The sequence below is a fragment of the Acinetobacter sp. UBA5984 genome (assembly GCF_002429925.1).
GTDB classification, from domain to species: Bacteria; Pseudomonadota; Gammaproteobacteria; order Pseudomonadales; family Moraxellaceae; genus Acinetobacter; species Acinetobacter variabilis.
In genome coordinates this window covers 111377-132013 of the sequence record NZ_DJBE01000082.1, presented here as the reverse complement: position 1 = coordinate 132013, position 20637 = coordinate 111377, and the positions used below count along the sequence as shown (strand labels likewise).

Here is a 20637-nt window from a genome sequence, read left to right as displayed (position 1 = left end):
AATCTATTTCAATTCAATCCTGCATAGCTTTGTCATGTTATAAATTGTCATCCTATTCAAGCTTAATGTTATGATAAGCAGGATTCGAAGCGGAGCGACGACACTGGTGCAAATTTCCCACAAGACATTTCGAAATATCGGGTTGATTGGACGCCCGGATAAATCTTCAGTGGTTGAAACCTTATGCCTGATCCACGATCATCTGCTCAATTTAGGTCTACATCCTGTTTTTGATGCAGATACAGCTGAACTGGTTCCTTATCAGAATACCCAAACAGTTAGCCGCGCCTTGTTGGGCGAAGTGGTTGATCTGGTGATTGTGGTAGGTGGGGATGGTTCACTGTTACATGCAGCGCGGGCATTGGTAAAATACAATACGCCAGTGATCGGGGTGAACCGTGGTCGTTTGGGCTTCCTGACCGATATCAAGCCAACTGAAGTCATCTTTAAACTGGATCAGGTATTAAAAGGTGATTTTCAGACAGAACGCCGTTTCTTATTGGAAATGGAAGTTCGCTCTAAAGGTGAAATCATCTATGACGCGATTGCTTTGAATGATGTGGTCTTGCACTCAGGTAAATCGGTACACATGATTGATTTCGAGCTGAATATTGATGGACAATATGTCTATCGCCAGCATAGTGATGGCCTGATTGTATCTACACCGACCGGTTCAACAGCCTATGCACTGTCGGGTGGTGGACCGATTGTGCATCCAAGTATGGATGCAATTGTGCTGGTGCCGATGCATCCGCATACCTTGTCTTCACGTCCGATTGTGGTCGGAGGGCATAGTGAAATTAAACTAATGATTCGTGAAAATCGCGTACTGCCGATGGTGAGTGCGGATGGACAACACAGTGTGTCTTTGAATGTTGGCGATAGCGTCCATATTCGTAAGCATCCCTTTAAACTGAATCTTCTGCATCCGCCAGGTTATGACTTCTATAATGCATGTCGAACCAAACTGGGCTGGAATCAGGACTTCGACTATCTTAAGCAGGATTAAATATGAATATTGAACAAATGCTTGCCGTACTCAATCCTGAGATTGTAGAACGCTTAAGAACAGCCATTGAAATTGGCAAGTGGCCGAATGGTGTGGCACTGACTCAGGAACAGCGTCAGACCTGTATGCAGGCTGTCTATGCTTGGGAAATGAAAAACCTGCCAGAAACCGAACGTAGTGGTTATATCGATCGTGGCACTAAAGAAGAAGGTGAACAGTGTGACGATGATCATCACAAAAATGAGCCGGAATTCAAGCCAATCCGTTTCGTTTAATCGAAACCGAAAAAAAGACCACAGATGTGGTCTTTTTTAATGTCTGTTTTTTGGCTTGATCAAACTGAAAGGCGGCTATTCCAGAGCTCTCTAGCTTTTTGCATCGCTACTTCATAGCTGTCACATTCGCCCATGGTATACAGTGCAATGCCCATAGTTTCGACAACTGCGATCTCACCATATTCATGTGAGCGTTGACCTTCCCATACTTGTTTAAATACAGTCAGATCCAGCTCTTCTTCAATCGGACTACGGTTGTCGGTCAGTTTTGGTAATTCGTGCTCATAAAGTTCGCCATTCTTAATCCCGCAGATTAAAGTTTTGGCATCCGGGTTACGTTCAAATTCGCCACCTTCACCTTTAATGACTGCACTATTTTGATAACCTAACTTATAAGCGGACTGCTGATGTGAACTACGATAAGCAGGGTGGAAAATAGCCTGTAAAGTCGCTTTGGCATTAAATGGATTAATCAGACGTGCCAGTGTATGAATCGGGGAGCGTAGACCCATAACATTACGTAGCCCGATCAGCTCAGCCAGAATTGGAGAGATCACCTCCAAAGGCAGGTAAGCAAAATGTTTGTCTTTAAGCTGCTGTTCCACGTCAGCATCATTCTGGCAGATTGGATAGCCTAAGTAGTTAAGTACCTGTTCGGTATAGACCCGATTCAAGGTATGACCTGAAACACCATGCATCACGATATTATAGCCATGCTTGGCAAGAGTAAGCGCAGCCAGAATGAACCAGGGATAATGTTTGCGTTTGCCTGCATAAGAAGACCAGTCCAGATCAACATCCAGTGCCTTAAAATTCAGCTGGTCACGGGTTGCCTGCACAAAGCCTGCGAGTTCATCAACAGATTCTTCCTTGACACGTAATAGCATCAGAAAAGCGCCCAGTTGTACGTCCAGTACTTCATTTTTCAGGATCATGCTAAAAGCCTGATAGGCTTCTTCATAGCTTAAAGAACGTGCACCATTTTTTCCCTTGCCAATAATACGAATAAATTGGGCAAAAGGATGTTCGGCATCTTTATATATATTTCGCTTTGTGGTCATGGGCATAGATCAATCATGTTCATCAAGTATTGGCATATTTTACGCTGATATTGGTATTTCACCTTCTTATTTTGCAGAATTATTATAGTTTTATAAGACTATAGTCTAAGAGGTATTGTTTAGTATTTAGGCAAATTTAACATTTCGGGTTAAACAAAAGTCTAAAAAGCGGTTAAAATTTCACGCAATTCTTGTGTTTGCTTTATCTTCTGATCAATGCACTGACTTTTCTTAAAGATCAGTGTTCCTGTGATTGTTAAATGTACATACACATTCTAATTTCAGTATCAGATTAATTTTTTGATACATAGGCACTTTTTTGTTTCAGACAATGAAGTATTGGACGCTTGTTTTTTAAAAATAAGTGAAAACTGAATATTGCTTCTGGTTAGAAGTATATCGTGAAGTAAGGTTATGGCTAAAAAACCAATTTATAAGTCGCTTTATTTTCAAGTGATTGTAGCCATTATTGCGGGTATCCTCGTCGGACATTTCTCGCCAAGTGGTACACAAATCATTAATGGTGCAGAACAATATGTTCCAGGTTTGGGCGAACAACTGAAGCCGCTGGGTGATGCATTTATCCGTTTAATTAAAATGATCATCGCACCTGTGATTTTCTGTACCGTGGTTAGTGGGATCGCAGGCATGGAGAGTATGAAATCAGTTGGTAAAACTGGTGGTGTCGCTCTACTTTACTTCGAAATCGTGTCAACGATAGCGCTGATCATTGGTCTTCTGGTAATCAATATTGCCAAGCCAGGCGTTGGGATGAATGTTGATCCGGCATCGCTGGACACGGCCGGGATTTCTAAATATGTAGAGTCGGGTGCTTCTCAGTCTACCGTTGATTTCTTTATGAATATCATTCCAAATACGGTGGTTGGAGCATTTGCTGAAGGCGAAATCCTGCAAGTCCTTTTATTTGCGATCCTGTTCGGTTTTGCATTACACAAACTGGGTGCACAAGGTAAGCCAGTCCTCAAACTGGTAGATCAGATTTCACATGTGTTCTTTAACATCGTGAACATGATCATGAAACTTGCGCCTATTGGTGCATTTGGTGCGATGGCTTTCACGATCGGTAAATATGGGATCGGTTCTCTGGCGCAATTGGCCCAGTTGATCATCTGCTTCTATATCACCTGTTTGCTGTTCATCTTTATTGTGCTGGGTTCAATTGCTCGTTTTACCGGCTTTAGCATTGTCAAGATGATTCGCCTGATTCGTGAAGAGCTGTTGATTGTACTGGGTACTTCATCGTCTGAATCTGTATTGCCACGTATGCTGAAAAAACTTGAGCTTGCAGGTGCTGAAAAGTCAGTGGTAGGTCTGGTCATTCCAACAGGTTATTCATTCAACCTGGATGGTACTTCGATTTACCTGACAATGGCGGCAATCTTCATTGCACAGGCGACCAATACGCAACTTGATTTGTCTCACCAGATTACCTTGCTTCTCGTATTGCTCATTTCTTCTAAAGGTGCAGCGGGTGTAACTGGTTCAGGCTTTATCGTGATGGCAGCAACCTTAGCGGCTGTAGGTAATATTCCGGTTGCAGGTCTGGCCTTGATTCTCGGTATTGACCGCTTCATGTCTGAAGCTCGTGCCTTGACCAATCTGGTCGGTAACTCTTTGGCAACTCTGGTTGTAGCAAAATGGGTCGGTCAGTTAGACATGGACAAGCTGAACTATGCATTAGCAAATCCGGCTGAAATTGATGAAAAAATGGCGCAGGAAGGCAACAACGCTCATTAAATTCGAGTTCGTCTTGTAGGTCATAAAAAAGGAAGCTTCGGCTTCCTTTTTTATTTTTATCTGACTGTGAAGTTAGCGAAAAAATAAGTCAGGCACATGACAGCCTTTCTAAAAATAGTTAGCCTGTGCACAGGAAATAAAACGATAAACACGATAAGGATAAAAGAATGCTGGCTTACGATGCTGACCTGGAACTTTTCCGCGACAATTTCAAACGCTTTATGAATGAACATGTAGCGCCTTACTATGAAGAGTGGGAGCGTGAAGGCATGATGCCGCGTTCGGTCTGAAATGCGATGGGTGAAAATGGCTTCTTATGTGTCGATGTTCCGGAAGAATATGGTGGCTACGGTGTTCCGACCCACTATTCCCTGATGTTAATCGAAGAGTCGGCAAGAGCAGGCTATAGCGCAATTTCAACTGGTCTGTCTTGCCATTCGGATATCGCAGCGCCGTATATCCTGCATATTGGTACTGAAGAACAGAAAAAATACTGGTTACCGAAAATGGTGTCTGGTGAAGTGGTCGGTGCGATTGGCATGACTGAGCCGGGTGCTGGTTCTGATCTGCAAGCCATGCGAACCAATGCCATCTTGCAGGATGACCATTATTTATTGAATGGTTCTAAAACTTTTATCTCTAATGGTCAGCATGCTGACTTAGTCGTATTAGCCGTGAAAACCGATCCGCAAGCACGCGCCAAAGGTGTGTCTTTGATGCTGGTGGATACGCATCTGGAAGGCTTTAAAAAAGGTAAGAATCTGGACAAGATTGGTCTGCATTCACAGGATACTTCAGAGCTGTTCTTCGATAATGTCAAAGTACCGAAAGATCAGTTGCTGGGTCAGCCAGGTCAGGGCTTTGTATACCTAATGCAGGAACTCCCACGTGAACGTACCGCTATTGCTGCTACTGCACTGGGCGCCATTCGTGGCTCGATTGATGTAACGACTCAATATGTCAAAGAGCGTCAGGCCTTTGGTCAGGCGATTGGTCAGTTCCAGAATACCCGTTTTGTACTGGCACAGGCCAAGATTGACGAGCTGGCAACAGCAGCTTTCTATAACCAGAATGTTGAGTTGTATATGCAAGGCAAGCTAGATGTTGAAACTGCAGCAGCGCTAAAGAGCTTCTCAACAGATATGCAGATGAAAGTTGCTGACAATCTGCTTCAGCTCTTTGGTGGTTATGGCTATATGACTGAATATCCGATTTCGCGTTTCTTTGTTGATGCCCGCATTCAAAGGATCTATGGCGGTACCAATGAAATCATGAAAGAAATTGTCGCTCGCGGTCTGCTTGGACGTTAAAACTTAACAGATAAAAAAAAGAGTCCGAAATGGACTCTTTTTTTATGGAAAGAATATTCTTGAAATCTAGATATTTTATTATTTTAAGATTTTAATACATCCAGACATTCATGAATAAAAATTGGCAAATCATTTGGTACTCGAGATGAAATCAGCTGATTATTGTCATTGACCAGTTCGACATCATAATAAGTCGCACCCGCATGTTGTACCCGAGGTGCATGCGCACGGATACTGGTAATAATGCGGTTCTTTAAAACATCAGCTTCACTGAGTAATAAAGATGCGTCACAAAGACTGAAGATGGTCTTTTTGGCCTCATTAAAAGCCTGAATGAAATGTAAGACTCGCGTATCGTTGGTGAGGGATACAGGCGATTCACCGCCCGGAATAAGTAGGCCATCAAAATCATCAATACTGATATGATCAATTCCCCGATCAATGGTTACACTCGACTGGCCATGGACCATGTACGACTTTTCCGGCATGTAGTTCAATATTACAGACACTGTGCTCTGCAGCGAGTAAGGCCGCAACAGGCTCAGTATATTCAAGATCTTCAAAATTATTCGTTACAAGTACCGCTATTCTTTTTGGCATTATAGGCACCCCCAATATAGTTTTAAATTAGACTAGCGATTTAAGGTTTAAAAAACGTCTCTGCTTTGTAACTAAATAGTGATTTAGTGTAAAAAATCCAATTAAATCAAAGGAAAATGATTAAAAAAACAGTTTTCTATGTGCATTTTATTGTGAACTGCCACTCAGATTTTAAGTAGTCAAACTAGAGGTATTGAGATGGCTTTATTTTTATTTTCTTATGCTTAAAATCGTTATGTAAATTAAGAAATAGTGATATTTCATCTTGATAGAAATCAGTTAAGATGAGCGGGCAAAGTTTACAATTTGATAATGTAAAACATGCGAAAATGCTGAAAGAAATGTTACCAGATATGACTAAAGCGATGAACGGTTAAAATCAACTCCCTGTTTTTAAGAATTAATCTACTAAAGTTATATTGTGTAACATTTGCAGCGCACTAATTGTTATACTGCACAGATAAGGTTTATGAAGGGCGACATCACGATGATCAACGACGATCAAAACACAACGGCTTCTTTAGATTTGGCTAAAATTCGTGAAGATATCGATTCAGTTGATCAACAAATCCAGCAATTGATTAACCGTCGTGCACGTTTGGCTGAGGCTGTAGCAAAAGCGAAATTCGCATCTGAAGAAAATCCGCTGTTTTACCGTCCGGAACGTGAAGCACAGGTTTTGCGCAATGTTATGGAGCGCAATGAAGGACCATTGTCAGATACGACGATGGCACGTCTGTTCCGCGAGATCATGTCGGCTTGTTTGGCGCTTGAAGCACCGCAAAGTATTGCATTCTTGGGACCTGTTGGTACCTACACACACTCAGCAGTATTGAAACATTTTGGTCATGATGCTGTGGTTCGTCCATTACCCACCATTGATGAAGTGTTCCGTGAAGTAGAAGCGGGCAGTGCACATTATGGTCTGGTACCGGTTGAAAACTCCTCTGAAGGGGTAGTGAACCACACTTTAGACTGTTTCAAGACTTCGCATCTGAATGTGATTGGCGAAGTAGAATTACCCATTCATCACCAGTTCCTGATCTCTGAAAATACCCGTAAAGACAGTATTAAACAGATCTATGCACATCAGCAAACTCTGGCTCAGTGCCGTAAATGGCTGGATGCTCATTATCCAGGTGTAGAACGTGTGGCACTCAGTTCAAATGCTGAAGCTGCGCGCCGTATTCAGAATGAATGGCATTCTGCTGCGATTGCTTCTGAAATTGCTGCGAATATTTATAATCTTGAGATTATGCACAGCAATATTGAGGACAATCCAGAAAACACTACACGCTTCCTGGTAATTGGCCGTGAAAAAGTGCCACAAAGTGGTAATGATAAAACTTCATTACTGGTTTCTGCACATGACCGTGCCGGTGCATTGCTGGAAATTCTGGCTCCATTTGCCAAACACAACATTAGTCTAACCAGTATTGAAACTCGACCTGCACTTCCTGAAAAATGGGCTTATGTATTCTTTATCGATCTTGAAGGTCATATTGAGCAGGAAAATGTTAAAGCTGCGATCGAAGAAATTCGTCCGCTTGTGAAAGAAGTCCGCGTGCTTGGTTCATATCCTGCAGCTGTTTTATAAAAGCAGCCTTTCGTGGTTAGTGCGAGGGTGCTAACCACTGTTTCATCTGTAAATCGGAAGTATAAAATGTCGTTTGTCCCAGCCAATGAAGGCATCTCTAAATTAAAGCCATATCAACCAGGTAAACCGATCAATGAACTTGAGCGTGAGTTGGGCATCACTGGTATCGTAAAACTGGCTTCAAATGAAAACCCGCTGGGCTGTTCAGATAAAGTCAAAGAAGCAGTGGCTGCGGAACTGGCGGAAATTGGCCGTTATCCTGATGGCGGTGGCTTTATCCTGAAAGATCAGATCAAGACACAATTCGGTTTTGATCATGATCAGATTACTTTGGGTAATGGTTCAAACGACTTACTTGAAATATTTGCCCGTGCATTTGTTTCTGAAAAAGATTCAGTGATTTATAGCCAGCACGCATTTGCGGTATATGCATTGGTCACTCAAGCGATTAATGCAGAAGCAATTGAAGTCCCAGCAAAAGGTTTCTCACATGACCTTGAAGCGATGGCGGCTGCGGTGAAAGACAACACCAAGCTGATCTTTATTGCGAACCCGAACAACCCGACAGGCACCTGGTTTGAAGAAGCTGAATTTGAAGCCTTCATGCAGAAAGTGCCAGCGAATGTCATCGTGGTACTGGACGAAGCTTATGTGGAATATTTCCCGGAAAACTTCAACAGCCTGAAATTCCTGAAACAGTATCCAAATCTGATCGTGAGCCGTACGCTGTCTAAGTGCTATGGTCTGGCTGCACTGCGTGTTGGTTTTGCTTTGGCATCTGTTGAAGTAACTGATTACCTGAACCGTATCCGTCAGCCATTTAACGTCAACCATTTAGCGATGGTGGCTGCGGTTGCTGCACTGAAAGACGAAGCATTCATCGAGAAATCTCGTGAAGTAAATAAAGCAGGTATGGCACAGCTAGAAGCTGGCTTCAAAGCTTTGGACCTGAACTATGTACCTTCACGCGCGAATTTCATCTTGGTCGATGTACAGGCTGATCCAGCGGAAACATTTAACAAGTTGTTGAAAGAAGGTGTGATCGTGCGTCCAGTGGGTATTCCAAACCACTTGCGTGTATCGATTGGTACTGAAGCTGAAAATGCCAAATTCCTTGCTGCATTAGGCAAAGTGCTTGGCTTAGAGGCGAAAGCTTAAGTTATGTTGCAGCCACTGTTTGAAAAAGTTGCCTTTATCGGACTTGGACTGATTGGTTCAAGTCTGGCGCGTGTCATCAAGGCTGAGCATTTAGCCAATGACATCGTGGCATCAACCCGCTCACAAAAAACCTTGGAAGATGCCAAGGCACTTGGTCTGATTTCCCACGGCTATGCAGATCCTATAGAAGCCGTTAAAGGAGCAGATCTGGTGGTGCTGGCATTACCTGTTCGTGCTACCCAGAAAGTGCTAGAAACGATCAAGCCTTATTTGTTGGAAAATGCCATTCTGACCGATGTTGGCAGTACCAAAGGCAATGTGGTAGAAGCAGCCAAAGCTGTGTTTGGTGAAAATCTACCAGCCGGTTTTGTGCCGGGGCATCCAATTGCGGGTGCTGAACATACCGGCGTGCATGCAGGTAAGGTCGATCTATTTGCCAATCACAAGGTGATTTTGACGCCGTTACCAAGCAGCGGACAATGGGCGGTCGATAAACTGATTCAACTGTGGCAGGTGGCTAAAGCGGAAGTGATTTGTATGGATGTGGAAAAGCACGATGAAGTGCTGGCCCATACCAGTCATCTTCCGCATCTGATGGCCTTCAACCTGGTCGAACAACTGGCCAAGCGCGAAGACAATCTGGATATTTTTCGTTATGCTGCCGGTGGCTTTCGCGACTTCTCGCGTATTGCCGCCAGTGATCCACAAATGTGGCATGACATCTTTTTTGCTAATAAAAAGGCGATTCTCAATGCCGTGGACGGCTTTGAAGCTCAACTCGCGATTATCCGCAAGCTGATTGAAGATGAAGATTCACAAGCTTTAATGGGCTTGTTGGGGCATGCGCAAGCCGCGCGTCAGCACTTCAATCATATGCTCGCCAAGAAACCTCTCATGGAGAAAAATAAAGTGACACAACAATTTACCATTCAACCAGGTGCCAAGACGTTCCAGGGTAAATTTACCGTGCCAGGTGACAAATCTGTGTCACACCGTTCCATCATGTTTGGTGCCATCGCTGAAGGCACAACGCATGTGACGGGTTTCCTTGAGGGTGAAGATGCACTTGCAACTTTACAAGCCTTCCGTGACATGGGCGTGAGCATCGAAGGCCCTAAAAATGGTGAAGTGACCATTCATGGTGTGGGTATGCAAGGTCTGAAAGCACCGAAGTCTGCGCTTTACATGGGTAACTCTGGTACTTCGATGCGCCTGCTGGCTGGCATGCTGTCAGCTCAGAAATTTGATTCGGTGATGACGGGTGATGCATCCCTGTCTAAACGTCCAATGGAGCGTATTGCAAAACCATTACGTTTGATGGGCGCGCAGATTCAAACTACGGGTGAACGTGGTACACCACCAGTATCGATTACGGGTAATCAAAACCTGAAAGGTATTCAATACGACTTGCCAATGGCATCTGCTCAGGTGAAATCAGGTATTCTGCTGGCGGGTCTTTGGGCGGAAGGTGAAACTTCAGTGACTGAACCTGAACCAACCCGTGACCATACTGAACGTATGTTGCGTGCTTTTGGTTATGAAGTAAAAACTGAAGGCAACCGTATTTCCCTGCAAGGTGGCGGCAAGCTGGTGGGTACTAACATTCAGGTGCCTTCTGATATTTCATCTGCAGCTTTCTTTATGGTCGGTGCAGCGATTACTGAAAATTCAGACGTGACTTTGGAAGCGGTAGGCATTAACCCGACCCGTACTGGTGTGATTGAAATCCTGAAACAGATGGGTGCGGACATCACTGTTGAAAATGAACGTATTGCAGGCGGTGAACCGATTGCAGACATTCGTATTCGCGGTACACGTACGTTAAAAGGCATTCATATGCCAGAAGACCAAGTGCCACTAGCAATTGATGAATTCCCGGCATTATTCATTGCTGCTGCATGTGCAGAAGGCCAAACGATTCTAACTGGTGCTGCTGAGCTGCGTGTCAAAGAATCTGATCGTATTCAGGTGATGGCTGATGGTTTGAAAACCATGGGTATTGATTGCACACCAACTGATGACGGCATCATCATCGAAGGTAAAGGTAAGACAGGCGACTGGTCACCAATCTTTACTGGCGGTGAAATTGAATCGCATCATGATCATCGTATTGCCATGAGTTTCTCGATAGCAGGTCTGCGTAACTCAGGTGAAATCAAGATTGTTGGGACTGAAACCGTCGCAACCAGTTTCCCAACCTTCACTGAACTGACTTCTCAAGCTGGTCTGGCGATTGAAGTGACAGAATAATTCTAAAATTTACATGAAACAGCCAAGCTTTTGCTTGGCTGTTTTGTTTATATTGGCTTATGCTAAAACCATACAACAAAAAAGCCATTTGGATGTAGCAATGCGAAAATTAAAATTTATGGCCAATCCTCAGAGCCAGGAACAATTACAGGGCAGTCAGCAGACTCAGGAATATGTGGCACATCTGCTGACGGAAGAGCTCGGTAAATATGGCTTTAAGACCTTGGCGCAAAGTGGCTCACAAGTGGCCGTAAGTGTCGATGAACACGAGTTGCCATTATCAGTGAGCTGTGAGACACGAGACCAGGAAGGGCACCTGATTTGTGAAATCGCCTCTTACCCGGATGAAGAACAGGACTGGCTGGACCGGATTACAGAACAAAGTTTATTAAATCAGTTGGCACAAGCTGTTGAAGCATCGTTGAAAGAACAAGAAAGTTTTAGTGAGTTTGAGTGGAAGAACTAGTTCAACAAATGCAAAGTCTTTCGCCTATATTGCAAAGTAAACGTCTTGTTTTAGATTATTTTAAGTCATCCGATGCTGCGGAAGCCTATGCCTCGATTACCCCGAGTTTGACCCGTTTTATGGCATGGGATGCACCGGAATCTGAACAGGTATTTGCAACAGTCTGGCAAAACTGGCTAAACAATATGGCTAATCATAAAGAATATATCTTTGTGATTCGCCATATTGAAAGACATGAATTTATCGGATTATGCGGTTTGCATCGACTGCATGATGAAATACCTGAAGTGGGTATCTGGATTCGTGAAAAGGCGCATGGTCATCATTATGGACATGAGGCAGTACGTTGTATTGTGGGCTATGCTTTTAATACATTAGGGATTAAAGTTTTGAGCTATCCGGTAGCAGAAGAAAACTGGGCTAGCCGAAAAATTGCAGAACGTCTGGGTGGGAAAATTTCTAGCCACTTAGATAAACCTAAATATCGGGCTGTAATTTATGAAATTCATGTTAAAGATTTTATTTCTGAATAAAAAACCTCATCATTCGATGAGGTTTTTTTGATTAGCTTAATGCGAGGAAACGGCTCATCGCAATCCGAAGCTGTTTTAAATAACCAGTAAAGAAGTGGTTTGCACCGGGCAAGATCGTGACCAGATGACGTTGAGGCTTGGCCCATTCAATCATGTCGGATAAAAGCGTGACATCATCCGCTTCACCATGAATAAATAAAATATCACCTTTGATCTGTGGAGTAACATAGTGACGTAGGCCAGCTACGGTTGCAGTCGGTAGACCACACAAAATCACTTTTGAAGGTTGCAGTTCAACTGGCAGGGCGGCGTAACACTTGACCATGACATGTGCACCAAAACTGAAACCGCCTGCCAAGAAAGGCAGGCCAATATGTTGGCGACGCGCATATTTAATGACTTCAAGTATATCATCCGTTTCGCCAAAGCCTTCATCATGTAGACCGGCACTTTGACCAGAACCACGGAAACTTGGACGATAGACAACACAACCACGCTCTAAAAACATTTGTGCCAGTAACACTGGAACCTTATGTTGTGGTGTGCCACCTTGTAATGGATGGGGATGACAAACAATCGCGAATCCTTTCACTTCACCCTGAGGATAATCCACAAAAACCTCAAGTTGGCCAGCAGGGCCTGGGAGGAAGATTGGTTCGGACATAGCAAACCGATAAATTGCAGGAGAATTTTCTATTTTAACGATTATGATAAATAAAAACATGAATTGGAATTAAAATAAGTCTACTGATATAGTTTGATTAATCATTTTTTAACCAGGTTGCTATGCTTGCTTTAATTTCTCCAGCCAAGACTCTAGATTACGAAACACCTTTACCTACCGATCAATTTACTCAGGCAAGATTGCTGGAACATTCCCAGGAATTGATAGAAGTTGCCCGCAAGTTATCAGCAACTGAAATTTCCAGCTTAATGAGCGTCAGTGAAAAAATTGCCAATTTGAATGCGGAACGCTTCAGAGACTGGCAGCCGGATTTTGATTTTTCCAATGCTCGTCAGGCAATCTTTGCCTTTAAAGGGGATGTTTATACCGGTCTGGATGCTTACCAATTAAAGCAGGATCAGATTCATTACGCACAGAACCATCTGCGTATGTTATCCGGCCTCTATGGCTTATTGCGTCCGCTGGATCTGATGATGCCTTACCGTTTGGAGATGGGAACCAAATTGACTAACCCACGTGGTGCTCATCTCTACGAGTTCTGGGGACATACCATCACTGACCTGATCAATCATGATCTGGCAGCAGCAGAGTCTGAAATTCTGGTCAATATTGCCTCCGATGAATATTACAAAGCAGTGAAAGAAAGCAAAATTCAGGCTGAAATCATCAAGCCGGTATTTTTAGATCAGAAAAATGGCAAATATAAAGTCATCAGCTTCTATGCCAAGAAAGCTCGTGGTTTAATGGCGCGCTTTATCATTGAAAACCAGATTAAACGAACTGAAGACTTAAAAGCCTTTAATACCGATGGGTATTATTTTGATGCTGAAAGTTCACTAAAAGGTGAGTTGGTATTTAAACGTGATGAGCAGCTGGCTGCTTAAGGTAAAAGATTCACCCAAGACTGAATGAAGAAATTTTCTTAAAAGTCTTGGGTAAATTTAAGTTTAACAATATTAGGTTGAGTTGAATAAAAATTAAAAAATAGGGAAGGAACTTTCAAAATATCATTTATTTAGAAGAATTTTTAACAGGAAATGGATGAATTTTTTAGAAGAAAAGCTAAATAAAATAATGAAAGCTATAGTGAACTTTAAAAGATATTTTTCACTCGATAAATTTATATAGTAAAGATAAATTTCTAAAAAAATAAAAAATAGAATCAATCAATTAATTTCTTTTAATATTAAAAAAATGACTAAAAAATAAAAAAATATGGCTTAAGAAATTATGATTAATTGAATAAGAAGTATAAAAAAATGAAGAATATAAAAACTCTAAATAATTGAAAAAACTGCATTTTATCGGGTTATTTGTAAACTATGTCATAATTTTATTGTTATTTTGTTAGCATAATTTCAATACTGTTACATAATTCAACTACAAAAATGAAAATTTATACAATTCCTATTTTTGTGCTGATGGTGGGTTTACTCGGTTATTGTGTTCACCAACAGGCCGAAACAAGAAAACATGAAGAGCTTCATCAGATTCTGAAAGAAGTACAACATTCAACTAAATTGCTGAATGCAAATCGGCCCCGACCTTAATAGATTTGCATAAGCTTTTTGATTAGGGGGTCAGGTAAAAAGATAAAAATAAAATCATAATAAATAAAAGAAAATTTAATAATAATAAAACTGACTTATATTAATTTTTAATAAAATATAAATTCTAAGAAGCAATCAGAAATCAATGTGTTATAATTTGCAAAAGATAAAGTTAGATCAAATTTACTTTAATTAAGTATTTGATTCTAATGATGAAAAAAGCTGCATAGGGGTTATGCAGCTTTTTTGTTTAGATTGTTTTTTGAGTTTTTCTAGCGCAGTTTTCTTACTGTTCGCTATTGAAACATTTTGACCCGCTAAATGGCGAAGCTGGCATATTCGTTGCTAACAGATCCTTAAAATTCATGAAGTTTTCTATAAAATTTCCTGGATTCGGCGGCATGCTTAAAGCATAAAGTTTACTCAATAGGGGCTAGGTCATGACGACTCCTAATCCATCTTCAGAAAATATGCTGGAACGTCTGTTCAAACTGAGTGAAAACAAAACCAGTTTCCGTACAGAAGTTCTGGCAGGTGTAACCACGTTCCTGACAATGTGTTACATCATTATTGTTAATCCGATGATTTTATCCGAAACCGGGATGGATCATGGGGCTGTCTTTGTAGCCACCTGTCTTGCAGCCGCAATTGGCTGTCTGGTAATGGGGCTAATTGCCAATTATCCAATTGCACTTGCGCCGGGTATGGGGCTAAATGCCTTCTTTACCTATTCAGTCTGTCTGGGAATGGGTGTGCCTTGGCAAACTGCATTAGGTGCAGTATTTGTATCAGGTTTGGTTTTCATTGCCATTAGTATGTTCAAAATACGTGAGGCGATTGTCAATGCCATTCCAATGTCTCTCAAACTGGCGATTGGCGGTGGTATTGGCCTGTTCCTGGCTCTGGTAGCACTGAAAAATGCTGGCATCATTGTTGATAATCAAGCGACTTTGGTGGGTCTGGGTGATTTGAAACAGCCAACTGTTATGCTTGCGCTACTTGGCTTCCTGTTAGTGGTGGTAATGCATCACTTCAAAGTACGTGGTGCGATCATTATCAGTATTTTGGTAATCACTGCAATTTCTACTGCTTTAGGTTATAACCAGTTCCAGGGTGTAGTGGGTCAAATTCCTTCACTGGCACCAACCTTCTTGCAAATGGACTTTCAAGGTCTGTTTACAGCTAGCCTGATCGGTGTAATCTTCGTATTCTTCTTGGTCGATCTGTTTGACTCTACTGGTACGCTAGTAGGTGTTTCACATCGTGCAGGTTTGTTAAAAGATGGTAAATTGCCGCGTCTGAAAAAAGCATTATTTGCCGATTCTTCTGCGATTGTTGCAGGTGCTGCTTTGGGTACTTCTTCAACTACACCTTATATTGAGTCATCAGCGGGTGTTGCAGCAGGTGGTCGTACCGGTCTGACTGCAGTTGTGGTGGGCTTGCTGTTCATTGCCTGCCTGTTCCTAGCTCCATTGGCTCAATCTGTACCAGGCTTTGCAACTGCACCAGCATTGCTATTTGTCGGTGTATTGATGATTCAGGGTATTGTCCATATTGAATGGGATGATATTACTGAAGCGGTTCCGGCGTTCCTGACCATTGTATTCATGCCATTTACGTATTCAATTGCAGACGGTATCGCAATGGGTTTTATCAGCTATGCGCTGATTAAACTGCTGACAGGTAAAGCGAATACTGTTCCATACATGGTATGGATCATCGCAGTACTATGGGCATTGAAGTTCTGGATGTTTGGCGGCTAATTTTTGTCGAATATCAAAAGGGTGTAAACTCAGTTTGCACCCTTTTTTATTTTTCTCAGGTTTAATCAGGAGTAGTGATGAACCGTCTTGAATTGATTCAGGCCTTGCCAAAGGCTGAGCTGCATGTGCATATCGAAGGTACCTTTGAACCTGAGTTAATGTTTGCGATTGCACAGCGTAATGAAATTAGCATTCCTTATAAATCGGTTGAGGAAGTGAAGCGGGCTTATAATTTCCATAATCTGCAATCTTTCTTGGATATCTACTACGCGGGTGCCAATGTTCTGATTCATGAACAGGACTTTTATGATCTGGCTTGGGCATATTTTGAAAAATGTGCGGATGATAATGTCGTGCATACTGAAATGTTCTTTGATCCGCAGACGCATACCGATCGTGGCATTGCCTTTGAAACTGTGATTAATGGCTTGCAGAAAGCCTGTGATGATGCGAAAGCTAAATTAGGCATTACTTCACATCTGATCATGTGTTTCCTGCGTCATCTTAGTGAAGAAGTAGCATTTAAAACATTAGAACAAGCGCTGCCTTATAAAGATCGGATCATTGGAGTGGGGCTGGATTCAAGTGAAGTCGGCCATCCACCGTCTAAGTTTGAACGTGTTTTCGCTAAAGCACGTGAAGCCGGTTTTCTGGTAGTCGCACATGCGGGTGAAGAAGGTCCGGCAGAATATGTCTGGGAAGCTTTGGATTTATTAAAAGTTAACCGTATTGACCATGGCGTACGTTCTGAGGAAGATCCAGAATTGATGCAGCGTTTGATTGCAGAGAAGATGCCGCTCACAGTATGTCCACTTTCAAACCTAAAGCTGTGTGTTGTGGATGATATGCAGCAACATAATATCCGTCGTCTGTTGCAGCAGGGTGCGCATGTGACAGTGAATTCAGATGATCCTTCGTATTTTGGTGGTTATATGAATGACAATTTCATTGCCATTGCTGAAGCTTTAGATCTAAGCAACGAAGAACTCAAACAGCTCGCAATTAATTCTTTTGAAGCTTCATTTATTTCTGATACTGAAAAACAGAAATGGATCAGCCTGATTCAGGCACTTGTTTAAAGCAATATTCTAGTCAATCGTTGCGCCCAAAGAGGGTAGAGTTCGCTCTGCCTTTTTATTTAATTTGATATATGAACCGAAGATGAAATTAAAATTCCTGTGGCCTGTTCTGGCCGTTAGCTTAATCAATCCTGCTTGTGCAGATACCTCAATGACTCAGAAAGCCCTGAAACCTGTGATTGAATATCAGTGTGGCCAAGAGCTGAAAGATTCCAAAGTCTGGAAAATGGGGACTTATTTCATGGCTGAAGCCAATAAACAGCATTTACAGCAAAAAGTGTGTGGCTGTGTGGGTGAGCATGCTTTGGAAGGTGTGCCGGCCAAAACCCTGTTAAAAGCAACCATTGATGAAGAAACTAAAAAAGAGCTAACCCGCAAAGCAATTGCCAATAGCTTAAAAGGCTGTATGGGCGAGTTTATCAATTAAAGATTTTTCGGTGCTGGCTTATCCAAACTTTACCTTTAGATTAGTAGTGAGTCTTCTTTCCTGTGATGGCTATGAGTCTGGCTGCGCGCAGATTAGACATCATGACTCATTTTTAGATTTCTTATTTCGATAAACTTCGGCACAATAGCGCATATTTTAAAAGCTGAAAAAAGGATAAAATCCGTGAAAAAATTATTGGCTGTTGTTGCTCCATTAACACTTGTTCTTTCTGCATGTGTAGCACCACAAGGTGCCAGCACCACAACTCAAGCAAGTACAGGTCAGCAACTCGGTTCTGCAGCCATTAAAATTGCCATCAATGCAAAATGTGTCACTGAACTGAACAATATTCCGGCTTGGCAAACTGCAACACGCTTAATGACAGAAACGCAAAAACAGAATATCCAGTCTGAAATCTGTGGTTGCGTGAGTGAAAAAGCACCACAAAACGTGACTGCAGTGGATTTGGCAACTGCAGCAATTGATCCGACAGCACGTGCGACTATTGTAGGTAATGTTGTTGCAAATACTATTAACGCTTGCGTGGCTGAAGCGGTAAACTAATTCAAAATCAAATTTGAATAGGCTGACTGGTTCAGCCTATTTTTTATGGGAAATAAAATGAATATTGCTGGTGTAGATGAAGCAGGGCGTGGGCCATTAGTAGGATCGGTGGTCGCTGCGGCTGTGATATTGGATCCGAATAACCCGATTGAGGGCTTAAATGATTCCAAGAAGCTAAGCGAGAAGAAGCGCGAAAAACTTTTTATTGAGATTCAGGAAAAAGCCCTAGCTTGGACCATTGCTGAGGCCTCTGCAGCAGAAATCGACGAGCATAATATTTTGCAGGCCTCTTTACTGGCAATGCGCCGCGCTGTGGAAGCATTAAGCATTCAGCCGGAACATGTACTGGTCGATGGCAACAAGATTCCTCAGGGCCTTGCGATGAGTTGTGATGCGGTCGTAGGTGGGGATGCCTTGCATCCTGAGATTTCAGCAGCCAGTATTCTGGCTAAAGTGACCCGTGATCGCCAGATGGTGGAGATGGATCAAAAATATCCGCAATTTGGCTTTGCCAAGCATAAGGGCTATCCGACCAAAGCACATTTTGAAGCGATTGCCTTACACGGGGTGATTGATGAACACCGTCGTAGTTTTGGACCAGTGAAAAAAGTGCTGGCAGCGTTGCTTGATTAGCAGCAGGCGGGCTAAAGTCTGATTATTTTGCTATGCAGTTGAAAATTAGCCAAATTAAAAGCGGCTTAAAAGCCGCTTTTATATTCATACAAAATTAACGGTTAAAGTTATTTTGTGTCTGGTTATCATCTTCATAAGAAGAAGGTTGATAATCCTGGTCAATATGCTGAAGATGTTCATGCATTGCACGTTCATGCTGGATACGCTGGTAAATCTCTTCACGGTGTACAGAGACTTCTTTCGGAGCATTTACCCCAATACGAACCTGGTTGCCTTTTACGCCAAGTACAGTCACGCTGACTTGGTCTCCGATCATTAAAGTTTCCCCGACGCGTCGAGTCAAAATCAGCATGTTTCTCTCCTTGCAAAATGCAAAACCTGCAATCTATTGAATGTAATAAAAAAACACAACCTAAAATTATATAATTAAAGTTTGAATAGAAAGTCCTGTCCATGAAATGAAGAGGTTAACTATCCAGACTGTTGAAAATCCTTAGGCTTAATATAACAGAGCCACTATAAAAAAAACTATAGTGGCCCTGCATTTTTGTAGAGATTTAATGAAATACTGTCAGACAATGACGGTATTTTGTAGTTCTCTTAAGCGCGTGCGCTAGATTCACCATGTTCACGGTCTAAACCGAACGCAGTGTGAAGTGAGCGAACTGCAAGCTCAAGATAATTCTCTTCGATAATCACAGAAATCTTGATTTCAGAAGTAGAGATCATCAGGATGTTGATACCTTCATCAGCAAGAGCAGTGAACATTTTGCTTGCTACACCTGCGTGAGAGCGCATACCTACACCGACGATAGACACTTTTACGATGTCATCACGAGTTGCAACTTCACGTGCGCCAATCGCTTGAGCTGTCTCTTCAAGGATTTTTTTGGCTTTAGCGAGTTCACCGCGGTTTACAGTAAACGTGAAATCAGTCGTACCATCTTCTTCAACGTTCTGGATAATCATATCCACTTCGATATTGGCATCACCAATTGGTTTAAGAATTTTAGAGGCAATACCTGGCTCATCTGGAACACCCAGAATAGTCAGTTTAGCTTCGTCGCGGTTGAACGCGATACCAGAGATAATTGGCTGTTCCATGTTGTCTTCCAGTTCAGTAGTAATAAGAGTTCCGACGTTGTTTTTGAAGTCTTCGTCAAATGCGCCATCAGTGTCATTATCGAAGCTTGAGAGTACGCGTAAAGGCACTTGGTACTTGCCTGCAAATTCTACAGAGCGAATTTGAAGAACTTTAGAACCTAAAGATGCCATTTCCAGCATTTCTTCGAAAGAGATACGGTCTACTTTTTTCGCTTTAGGAGCAACACGAGGGTCAGTCGTATATACGCCATCAACATCTGTGTAAATCTGACATTCATCCGCTTTTAGCGCTGCAGCAAGGGCAACACCTGAAGTATCAGAACCACCACGACCTAAAGTTGTGGTATTGCCATCAGCATCAAAGCCCTGGAAACCTGCAACCACAATCACGCGGCCTGCATCTAGGTTTTCAGTCAATACATCAGTATCAATAGATTCGATACGTGCTTTGGTGAATGCGCTGTCAGTTTTAATACCAACCTGGCGACCAGTTAAAGATTTAGCTTCAACGCCAATTGAATTCAGCGCCATAGCTAACATGGAAATCGTTACCTGTTCACCCGTAGAAACCATTTGGTCAAGTTCACGTGGGTCAGGGGTTTCGGTAATGGCTTTCGCGAGAGCAAGCAAGCGGTTGGTTTCACCACTCATAGCAGATACGACTACAACCACCTTGTGGCCATGGTCATGCCAGCGCTTCACACGACGAGCAACATTGAGAATGCGCTCGGGAGTACCCATTGAGGTACCGCCATATTTTTGAACGATTAATGCCATAGTTGTTCCATATAAACCATGACCCTGATTTTCCGATC

Annotated in this window: 19 protein-coding genes and 2 pseudogenes; 16 read left to right on the top strand and 5 right to left on the bottom strand. The window is 42.4% G+C overall.

From position 1 onward, the window contains the following. Positions 1 to 70: 70 nt before the first annotated feature. Positions 71 to 1009 (top strand): NAD(+) kinase, encoded by a 939-nt coding sequence (locus B3J29_RS14305; protein ID WP_214002059.1) that lies wholly within the window; start codon positions 71 to 73, stop codon positions 1007 to 1009. A 2-nt stretch (positions 1010 to 1011) separates the two neighbouring features. Beyond that, positions 1012 to 1284 carry a YeaC family protein gene (locus B3J29_RS14300; RefSeq protein ID WP_004784238.1) on the top strand — a complete coding sequence of 91 codons (273 nt, stop codon included), beginning with the start codon at positions 1012 to 1014 and terminating at the stop codon, positions 1282 to 1284. Between the two features lie 59 nt (positions 1285 to 1343). Here B3J29_RS14300 and B3J29_RS14295 read toward each other — a convergent pair whose 3' ends face one another. After that, positions 1344 to 2345 (bottom strand): glycosyl transferase family protein, encoded by a 1002-nt coding sequence (locus B3J29_RS14295; protein ID WP_214002060.1) that lies wholly within the window; start codon positions 2343 to 2345, stop codon positions 1344 to 1346. A gap of 414 nt (positions 2346 to 2759) precedes the next feature. On the opposite strand from B3J29_RS14295, the gene B3J29_RS14290 reads away from it, so the two are divergent. Both B3J29_RS14290 and B3J29_RS14285 read left to right on the top strand, forming a co-directional pair. Continuing rightward, entirely contained in the window at positions 2760 to 4103 is a 1344-nt protein-coding gene (locus tag B3J29_RS14290; protein ID WP_004784235.1) for a dicarboxylate/amino acid:cation symporter, read from the top strand. Between the two features lie 167 nt (positions 4104 to 4270). Then, positions 4271 to 5413: pseudogene (locus B3J29_RS14285) on the top strand (acyl-CoA dehydrogenase family protein). 83 nt (positions 5414 to 5496) lie between these two features. Here the strand turns inward: B3J29_RS14285 and B3J29_RS14280 are convergent. Beyond that, positions 5497 to 6013, bottom strand: a pseudogene (locus B3J29_RS14280) (DJ-1/PfpI family protein). 487 nt (positions 6014 to 6500) lie between these two features. Between B3J29_RS14280 and pheA the strand changes: the two are divergent. The 5 genes from pheA to B3J29_RS14255 all read left to right on the top strand — a co-directional run bounded on the left by pheA (position 6501) and on the right by B3J29_RS14255 (position 12017). Further along, positions 6501 to 7610 (top strand): prephenate dehydratase, encoded by a 1110-nt coding sequence (gene pheA / locus B3J29_RS14275; protein WP_034170724.1) that lies wholly within the window; start codon positions 6501 to 6503, stop codon positions 7608 to 7610. Positions 7611 to 7676: 66 nt separating this feature from the next. Beyond that, positions 7677 to 8768, top strand: coding sequence for a histidinol-phosphate transaminase (gene hisC / locus B3J29_RS14270; RefSeq protein ID WP_214002061.1), 1092 nt, complete (start codon positions 7677 to 7679; stop codon positions 8766 to 8768). 3 nt (positions 8769 to 8771) lie between these two features. Beyond that, on the top strand, positions 8772 to 11018 hold the full coding sequence (locus B3J29_RS14265) for a bifunctional prephenate dehydrogenase/3-phosphoshikimate 1-carboxyvinyltransferase (RefSeq protein WP_214002062.1): 2247 nt from the start codon (positions 8772 to 8774) through the stop codon (positions 11016 to 11018). A gap of 100 nt (positions 11019 to 11118) precedes the next feature. Continuing rightward, on the top strand, positions 11119 to 11484 hold the full coding sequence (locus tag B3J29_RS14260; RefSeq protein WP_214002063.1) for a hypothetical protein: 366 nt from the start codon (positions 11119 to 11121) through the stop codon (positions 11482 to 11484). Next, a complete protein-coding gene (locus B3J29_RS14255) occupies positions 11472 to 12017 on the top strand; it encodes a GNAT family N-acetyltransferase (RefSeq protein WP_214002064.1) in 546 nt (181 codons plus the stop codon). Before B3J29_RS14260 ends, B3J29_RS14255 begins: the two co-directional genes overlap by 13 nt. A gap of 31 nt (positions 12018 to 12048) precedes the next feature. Here B3J29_RS14255 and B3J29_RS14250 read toward each other — a convergent pair whose 3' ends face one another. Then, on the bottom strand, positions 12049 to 12681 hold the full coding sequence (locus B3J29_RS14250) for an alpha/beta hydrolase (RefSeq protein WP_034170720.1): 633 nt from the start codon (positions 12679 to 12681) through the stop codon (positions 12049 to 12051). A 122-nt stretch (positions 12682 to 12803) separates the two neighbouring features. Between B3J29_RS14250 and yaaA the strand changes: the two genes are divergently transcribed. The 7 genes from yaaA (at position 12804) to rnhB (ending at position 18718) form a co-directional block, all read left to right on the top strand. Then, entirely contained in the window at positions 12804 to 13586 is a 783-nt protein-coding gene (gene yaaA / locus B3J29_RS14245; RefSeq protein ID WP_214002065.1) for a peroxide stress protein YaaA, read from the top strand. A gap of 504 nt (positions 13587 to 14090) precedes the next feature. Continuing rightward, positions 14091 to 14252 (top strand): hypothetical protein, encoded by a 162-nt coding sequence (locus tag B3J29_RS14240; RefSeq protein WP_227504412.1) that lies wholly within the window; start codon positions 14091 to 14093, stop codon positions 14250 to 14252. 440 nt (positions 14253 to 14692) lie between these two features. After that, a complete protein-coding gene (locus tag B3J29_RS14235) occupies positions 14693 to 16015 on the top strand; it encodes an NCS2 family permease (RefSeq protein WP_034170718.1) in 1323 nt (440 codons plus the stop codon). A 77-nt stretch (positions 16016 to 16092) separates the two neighbouring features. Next, on the top strand, positions 16093 to 17094 hold the full coding sequence (locus tag B3J29_RS14230) for an adenosine deaminase (protein ID WP_034170717.1): 1002 nt from the start codon (positions 16093 to 16095) through the stop codon (positions 17092 to 17094). 82 nt (positions 17095 to 17176) lie between these two features. Beyond that, complete coding sequence (locus tag B3J29_RS14225) at positions 17177 to 17521, top strand: hypothetical protein (RefSeq protein ID WP_004784208.1); 345 nt, start codon at positions 17177 to 17179, stop codon at positions 17519 to 17521. Between the two features lie 183 nt (positions 17522 to 17704). Next, positions 17705 to 18085 carry a hypothetical protein gene (locus B3J29_RS14220; protein WP_005236447.1) on the top strand — a complete coding sequence of 127 codons (381 nt, stop codon included), beginning with the start codon at positions 17705 to 17707 and terminating at the stop codon, positions 18083 to 18085. A gap of 57 nt (positions 18086 to 18142) precedes the next feature. Then, positions 18143 to 18718: a ribonuclease HII gene (gene rnhB / locus B3J29_RS14215; protein WP_214002067.1), complete on the top strand. Its 576-nt coding sequence runs from the start codon at positions 18143 to 18145 to the stop codon at positions 18716 to 18718. Positions 18719 to 18812: 94 nt separating this feature from the next. Here rnhB and csrA read toward each other — a convergent pair whose 3' ends face one another. Both csrA and B3J29_RS14205 read right to left on the bottom strand, forming a co-directional pair. Then, a complete protein-coding gene (gene csrA / locus B3J29_RS14210; protein WP_004784202.1) occupies positions 18813 to 19070 on the bottom strand; it encodes a carbon storage regulator CsrA in 258 nt (85 codons plus the stop codon). A 248-nt stretch (positions 19071 to 19318) separates the two neighbouring features. After that, positions 19319 to 20599 (bottom strand): aspartate kinase, encoded by a 1281-nt coding sequence (locus B3J29_RS14205; RefSeq protein ID WP_004784201.1) that lies wholly within the window; start codon positions 20597 to 20599, stop codon positions 19319 to 19321. Positions 20600 to 20637 lie beyond the last annotated feature (38 nt).

Coding starts and splice junctions, on each gene's coding strand:
- B3J29_RS14205 (WP_004784201.1), bottom strand. CDS start 20,599: ATGGCATTAATCGTTCAAAAATATGGCGGTACCTCAATGGGTACTCCC.
- hisC (WP_214002061.1), top strand. CDS start 7,677: ATGTCGTTTGTCCCAGCCAATGAAGGCATCTCTAAATTAAAGCCATAT.
- B3J29_RS14300 (WP_004784238.1), top strand. CDS start 1,012: ATGAATATTGAACAAATGCTTGCCGTACTCAATCCTGAGATTGTAGAA.
- B3J29_RS14235 (WP_034170718.1), top strand. CDS start 14,693: ATGACGACTCCTAATCCATCTTCAGAAAATATGCTGGAACGTCTGTTC.
- B3J29_RS14290 (WP_004784235.1), top strand. CDS start 2,760: ATGGCTAAAAAACCAATTTATAAGTCGCTTTATTTTCAAGTGATTGTA.
- B3J29_RS14265 (WP_214002062.1), top strand. CDS start 8,772: ATGTTGCAGCCACTGTTTGAAAAAGTTGCCTTTATCGGACTTGGACTG.
- B3J29_RS14250 (WP_034170720.1), bottom strand. CDS start 12,681: ATGTCCGAACCAATCTTCCTCCCAGGCCCTGCTGGCCAACTTGAGGTT.
- pheA (WP_034170724.1), top strand. CDS start 6,501: ATGATCAACGACGATCAAAACACAACGGCTTCTTTAGATTTGGCTAAA.
- B3J29_RS14260 (WP_214002063.1), top strand. CDS start 11,119: ATGCGAAAATTAAAATTTATGGCCAATCCTCAGAGCCAGGAACAATTA.
- B3J29_RS14225 (WP_004784208.1), top strand. CDS start 17,177: ATGAAATTAAAATTCCTGTGGCCTGTTCTGGCCGTTAGCTTAATCAAT.
- B3J29_RS14240 (WP_227504412.1), top strand. CDS start 14,091: ATGAAAATTTATACAATTCCTATTTTTGTGCTGATGGTGGGTTTACTC.
- B3J29_RS14295 (WP_214002060.1), bottom strand. CDS start 2,345: ATGACCACAAAGCGAAATATATATAAAGATGCCGAACATCCTTTTGCC.
- csrA (WP_004784202.1), bottom strand. CDS start 19,070: ATGCTGATTTTGACTCGACGCGTCGGGGAAACTTTAATGATCGGAGAC.
- B3J29_RS14305 (WP_214002059.1), top strand. CDS start 71: ATGATAAGCAGGATTCGAAGCGGAGCGACGACACTGGTGCAAATTTCC.
- B3J29_RS14230 (WP_034170717.1), top strand. CDS start 16,093: ATGAACCGTCTTGAATTGATTCAGGCCTTGCCAAAGGCTGAGCTGCAT.
- rnhB (WP_214002067.1), top strand. CDS start 18,143: ATGAATATTGCTGGTGTAGATGAAGCAGGGCGTGGGCCATTAGTAGGA.
- yaaA (WP_214002065.1), top strand. CDS start 12,804: ATGCTTGCTTTAATTTCTCCAGCCAAGACTCTAGATTACGAAACACCT.